At 44.7% G+C, this 5386-nt stretch carries 8 protein-coding genes; all 8 read right to left on the bottom strand.

Annotated elements, in window-relative coordinates:
• Positions 1-166: 166 nt before the first annotated feature.
• Positions 167-1153 (bottom strand): Minor spike protein, encoded by a 987-nt coding sequence (locus tag BSI_RS23440; protein WP_000466547.1) that lies wholly within the window; start codon positions 1151-1153, stop codon positions 167-169.
• Positions 1154-1161: 8 nt separating this feature from the next.
• Positions 1162-1689 (bottom strand): hypothetical protein, encoded by a 528-nt coding sequence (locus tag BSI_RS23435; protein WP_000487867.1) that lies wholly within the window; start codon positions 1687-1689, stop codon positions 1162-1164.
• A 110-nt stretch (positions 1690-1799) separates the two neighbouring features.
• Positions 1800-3083 carry a major capsid protein gene (locus BSI_RS23430; protein ID WP_000065548.1) on the bottom strand — a complete coding sequence of 428 codons (1284 nt, stop codon included), beginning with the start codon at positions 3081-3083 and terminating at the stop codon, positions 1800-1802.
• 36 nt (positions 3084-3119) lie between these two features.
• The gene (locus tag BSI_RS23425) at positions 3120-3236 is read right to left on the bottom strand and encodes a phage DNA packaging protein J (RefSeq protein ID WP_000033471.1); all 117 of its coding nucleotides are present in this window, start codon (positions 3234-3236) and stop codon (positions 3120-3122) included.
• Positions 3236-3694, bottom strand: a complete 459-nt coding sequence (locus tag BSI_RS23420) for a scaffolding protein D (protein ID WP_000084700.1) — start codon at positions 3692-3694, stop codon at positions 3236-3238. The genes BSI_RS23425 and BSI_RS23420 overlap by 1 nt, the downstream gene beginning before the upstream one ends.
• Positions 3691-3930 (bottom strand): phage DNA packaging protein C, encoded by a 240-nt coding sequence (locus BSI_RS23415; RefSeq protein ID WP_016670801.1) that lies wholly within the window; start codon positions 3928-3930, stop codon positions 3691-3693. The genes BSI_RS23420 and BSI_RS23415 overlap by 4 nt, the downstream gene beginning before the upstream one ends.
• On the bottom strand, positions 3863-4015 hold the full coding sequence (locus BSI_RS23410; protein WP_435988044.1) for a hypothetical protein: 153 nt from the start codon (positions 4013-4015) through the stop codon (positions 3863-3865). Before BSI_RS23410 ends, BSI_RS23415 begins: the two co-directional genes overlap by 68 nt.
• A partial coding sequence (locus tag BSI_RS23405; RefSeq protein WP_032732440.1) for a replication endonuclease occupies positions 3948-5386 on the bottom strand: 1439 nt, incomplete at its 5' end. The genes BSI_RS23405 and BSI_RS23410, both read right to left, overlap by 68 nt.

Raw genomic sequence — 5386 nt, 5'->3', positions numbered from 1 at the left:
GAGTAGAAATGCCACAAGCCTCAATAGCAGGTTTAAGAGCCTCGATACGCTCAAAGTCAAAATAATCAGCGTGACATTCAGAAGGGTAATAAGAACGAACCATAAAAAAGCCTCCAAGATTTGGAGGCATGAAAACATACAATTGGGAGGGTGTCAATCCTGACGGTTATTTCCTAGACAAATTAGAGCCAATACCATCAGCTTTACCGTCTTTCCAGAAATTGTTCCAAGTATCGGCAACAGCTTTATCAATACCATGAAAAATATCAACCACACCAGAAGCAGCATCAGTGACGACATTAGAAATATCCTTTGCAGTAGCGCCAATATGAGAAGAGCCATACCGCTGATTCTGCGTTTGCTGATGAACTAAGTCAACCTCAGCACTAACCTTGCGAGTCATTTCTTTGATTTGGTCATTGGTAAAATACTGACCAGCCGTTTGAGCTTGAGTAAGCATTTGGCGCATAATCTCGGAAACCTGCTGTTGCTTGGAAAGATTGGTGTTTTCCATAATAGACGCAACGCGAGCAGTAGACTCCTTCTGTTGATAAGCAAGCATCTCATTTTGTGCATATACCTGGTCTTTCGTATTCTGGCGTGAAGTCGCCGACTGAATGCCAGCAATCTCTTTTTGAGTCTCATTTTGCATCTCGGCAATCTCTTTCTGATTGTCCAGTTGCATTTTAGTAAGCTCTTTTTGATTCTCAAATCCGGCGTCAACCATACCAGCAGAGGAAGCATCAGCACCAGCACGCTCCCAAGCATTAAGCTCAGGAAATGCAGCAGCAAGATAATCACGAGTATCCTTTCCTTTATCAGCGGCAGACTTGCCACCAAGTCCAACCAAATCAAGCAACTTATCAGAAACGGCAGAAGTGCCAGCCTGCAACGTACCTTCAAGAAGTCCTTTACCAGCTTTAGCCATAGCACCAGAAACAAAACTAGGGACGGCCTCATCAGGGTTAGGAACATTAGAGCCTTGAATGGCAGATTTAATACCAGCATCACCCATGCCTACAGTATTGTTATCGGTAGCAAGCACATCACCTTGAATGCCACCGGAGGCGGCTTTTTGACCGCCTCCAAACAATTTAGACATGGCGCCACCAGCAAGAGCAGAAGCAATACCGCCAGCAATAGCACCAAACATAAATCACCTCACTTAAGTGGCTGGAGACAAATAATCTCTTTAATAACCTGATTCAGCGAAACCAATCCGCGGCATTTAGTAGCGGTAAAGTTAGACCAAACCATGAAACCAACATAAACATTATTGCCCGGCGTACGGGGAAGGACGTCAATAGTCACACAGTCCTTGACGGTATAATAACCACCATCATGGCGACCATCCAAAGGATAAACATCATAGGCAGTCGGGAGGGTAGTCGGAACCGAAGAAGACTCAAAGCGAACCAAACAGGCAAAAAATTTAGGGTCGGCATCAAAAGCAATATCAGCACCAACAGAAACAACCTGATTAGCGGCGTTGACAGATGTATCCATCTGAATGCAATGAAGAAAACCACCATTACCAGCATTAACCGTCAAACTATCAAAATATAACGTTGACGATGTAGCTTTAGGTGTCTGTAAAACAGGTGCCGAAGAAGCTGGAGTAACAGAAGTGAGAACCAGCTTATCAGAAAAAAAGTTTGAATTATGGCGAGAAATAAAAGTCTGAAACATGATTAAACTCCTAAGCAGAAAACCTACCGCGCTTCGCTTGGTCAACCCCTCAGCGGCAAAAATTAAAATTTTTACCGCTTCGGCGTTATAACCTCACACTCAATCTTTTATCACGAAGTCATGATTGAATCGCGAGTGGTCGGCAGATTGCGATAAACGGTCACATTAAATTTAACCTGACTATTCCACTGCAACAACTGAACGGACTGGAAACACTGGTCATAATCATGGTGGCGAATAAGTACGCGTTCTTGCAAATCACCAGAAGGCGGTTCCTGAATGAATGGGAAGCCTTCAAGAAGGTGATAAGCAGGAGAAACATACGAAGGCGCATAACGATACCACTGACCCTCAGCAATCTTAAACTTCTTAGACGAATCACCAGAACGGAAAACATCCTTCATAGAAATTTCACGCGGCGGCAAGTTGCCATACAAAACAGGGTCGCCAGCAATATCGGTATAAGTCAAAGCACCTTTAGCGTTAAGGTACTGAATCTCTTTAGTCGCAGTAGGCGGAAAACGAACAAGCGCAAGAGTAAACATAGTGCCATGCTCAGGAACAAAGAAACGCGGCACAGAATGTTTATAGGTCTGTTGAACACGACCAGAAAACTGGCCTAACGACGTTTGGTCAGTTCCATCAACATCATAGCCAGATGCCCAGAGATTAGAGCGCATGACAAGTAAAGGACGGTTGTCAGCGTCATAAGAGGTTTTACCTCCAAATGAAGAAATAACATCATGGTAACGCTGCATGAAGTAATCACGTTCTTGGTCAGTATGCAAATTAGCATAAGCAGCTTGCAGACCCATAATGTCAATAGATGTGGTAGAAGTCGTCATTTGGCGAGAAAGCTCAGTCTCAGGAGGAAGCGGAGCAGTCCAAATGTTTTTGAGATGGCAGCAACGGAAACCATAACGAGCATCATCTTGATTAAGCTCATTAGGGTTAGCCTCGGTACGGTCAGGCATCCACGGCGCTTTAAAATAGTTGTTATAGATATTCAAATAACCCTGAAACAAATGCTTAGGGATTTTATTGGTATCAGGGTTAATCGTGCCAAGAAAAGCGGCATGGTCAATATAACCAGCAGTGTTAACAGTCGGGAGAGGAGTGGCATTAACACCATCCTTCATGAACTTAATCCACTGTTCACCATAAACGTGACGATGAGGGACATAAAAAGTAAAAATGTCTACAGTAGAGTCAATAGCAAGGCCACGACGCAATGGAGAAAGACGGAGAGCGCCAACGGCGTCCATCTCGAAGGAGTCGCCAGCGATAACCGGAGTAGTTGAAATGGTAATAAGACGACCAATCTGACCAGCAAGGAAGCCAAGATGGGAAAGGTCATGCGGCATACGCTCGGCGCCAGTTTGAATATTAGACATAATTTATCCTCAAGTAAGGGGCCGAAGCCCCTGCAATTAAAATTGTTGACCACCTACATACCAAAGACGAGCGCCTTTACGCTTGCCTTTAGTACCTCGCAACGGCTGCGGACGACCAGGGCGAGCGCCAGAACGTTTTTTACCTTTAGACATTACATCACTCCTTCTGCACGTAATTTTTGACGCACGTTTTCTTCTGCGTCAGTAAGAACGTCAGTGTTTCCTGCGCGTACACGCAAGGTAAACGCGAACAATTCAGCGGCTTTAACCGGACGCTCGACGCCATTAATAATGTTTTCCGTAAATTCAGCGCCTTCCATGATGAGACAGGCCGTTTGAATGTTGACGGGATGAACATAATAAGCAATGACGGCAGCAATAAACTCAACAGGAGCAGGAAAGCGAGGGTATCCTACAAAGTCCAGCGTACCATAAACGCAAGCCTCAACGCAGCGACGAGCACGAGAGCGGTCAGTAGCAATCCAAACTTTGTTACTCGTCAGAAAATCGAAATCATCTTCGGTTAAATCCAAAACGGCAGAAGCCTGAATGAGCTTAATAGAGGCCAAAGCGGTCTGGAAACGTACGGATTGTTCAGTAACTTGACTCATGATTTCTTACCTATTAGTGGTTGAACAGCATCGGACTCAGATAGTAATCCACGCTCTTTTAAAATGTCAACAAGAGAATCTCTACCATGAACAAAATGTGACTCATATCTAAACCAGTCCTTGACGAACGTGCCAAGCATATTAAGCCACTTCTCCTCATCCAACGCGTCAGTTTTTGACAGAATCGTTAGTTGATGGCGAAAGGTCGCAAAGTAAGAGCTTCTCGAGCTGCGCAAGGATAGGTCGAATTTTCTCATTTTCCGCCAGCAGTCCACTTCGATTTAATTCGTAAACAAGCAGTAGTAATTCCTGCTTTATCAAGATAATTTTTCGACTCATCAGAAATATCCGAAAGTGTTAACTTCTGCGTCATGGAAGCGATAAAACTCTGCAGGTTGGATACGCCAATCATTTTTATCGAAGCGCGCATAAATTTGAGCAGATTTGTCGTCACAGGTTGCGCCGCCAAAACGTCGGCTACAGTAACTTTTCCCAGCCTCAATCTCATCTCTCTTTTTGCGTTCTGCTTCAATATCTGGTTGAACGGCGTCGCGTCGTAACCCAGCTTGGTAAGTTGGATTAAGCACTCCGTGGACAGATTTGTCATTGTGAGCATTTTCATCCCGAAGTTGCGGCTCATTCTGATTCTGAACAGCTTCTTGGGAAGTAGCGACAGCTTGGTTTTTAGTGAGTTGTTCCATTCTTTAGCTCCTAGACCTTTAGCAGCAAGGTCCATATCTGACTTTTTGTTAACGTATTTAGCCACATAGAAACCAACAGCCATATAACTGGTAGCTTTAAGCGGCTCACCTTTAGCATCAACAGGCCACAACCAACCAGAACGTGAAAAAGCGTCCTGCGTGTAGCGAACTGCGATGGGCATACTGTAACCATAAGGCCACGTATTTTGCAAGCTATTTAACTGGCGGCGATTGCGTACCCGACGACCAAAATTAGGGTCAACGCTACCTGTAGGAAGTGTCCGCATAAAGTGCACCGCATGGAAATGAAGACGGCCATTAGCTGTACCATACTCAGGCACACAAAAATACTGATAGCAGTCGGCGTGTGAATCATTAGCCTTGCGACCCTCGGCAGCAAGAACCATACGACCAATATCACGAAAATAGTCACGCAAAGCATTGGGATTATCATAAAACGCCTCTAATCGGTCGTCAGCCAACGTGAGAGTGTCAAAAACGATAAACCAACCATCAGCATGAGCCTGTCGCATTGCATTCATCAAACGCTGAATAGCAAAGCCTCTACGCGATTTCATAGTGGAGGCCTCCAGCAATCTTGAACACTCATCCTTAATACCTTTCTTTTTGGGGTAATTATACTCATCGCGAATATCCTTAAGAGGGCGTTCAGCAGCCAGCTTGCGGCAAAACTGCGTAACCGTCTTCTCGTTCTCTAAAAACCATTTTTCGTCCCCTTCGGGGCGGTGGTCTATAGTGTTATTAATATCAAGTTGGGGGAGCACATTGTAGCATTGTGCCAATTCATCCATTAACTTCTCAGTAACAGATACAAACTCATCACGAACGTCAGAAGCAGCCTTATGGCCGTCAACATACATATCACCATTATCGAACTCAACGCCCTGCATACGAAAAGACAGAATCTCTTCCAAGAGCTTGATGCGGTTATCCATCTGCTTATGGAAGCCAAGCATTGGGGATTGAGAAA

It is taken from the genome of Bacillus inaquosorum KCTC 13429, assembly GCF_000332645.1.
Taxonomy (GTDB): domain Bacteria; phylum Bacillota; class Bacilli; order Bacillales; family Bacillaceae; genus Bacillus; species Bacillus inaquosorum.
Note: the sequence above shows the minus strand (reverse complement) of the source record. Positions and strands in the feature narration are given on the sequence as shown.

What these genes read in the sequence shown, in the direction of transcription:
- BSI_RS23440 (WP_000466547.1), bottom strand. Translation starts at nt 1,153, where the DNA reads ATGTTTGGTGCTATTGCTGGCGGTATTGCTTCTGCTCTTGCTGGTGGC.
- BSI_RS23435 (WP_000487867.1), bottom strand. Translation starts at nt 1,689, where the DNA reads ATGTTTCAGACTTTTATTTCTCGCCATAATTCAAACTTTTTTTCTGAT.
- BSI_RS23430 (WP_000065548.1), bottom strand. Translation starts at nt 3,083, where the DNA reads ATGTCTAATATTCAAACTGGCGCCGAGCGTATGCCGCATGACCTTTCC.
- BSI_RS23425 (WP_000033471.1), bottom strand. Translation starts at nt 3,236, where the DNA reads ATGTCTAAAGGTAAAAAACGTTCTGGCGCTCGCCCTGGTCGTCCGCAG.
- BSI_RS23420 (WP_000084700.1), bottom strand. Translation starts at nt 3,694, where the DNA reads ATGAGTCAAGTTACTGAACAATCCGTACGTTTCCAGACCGCTTTGGCC.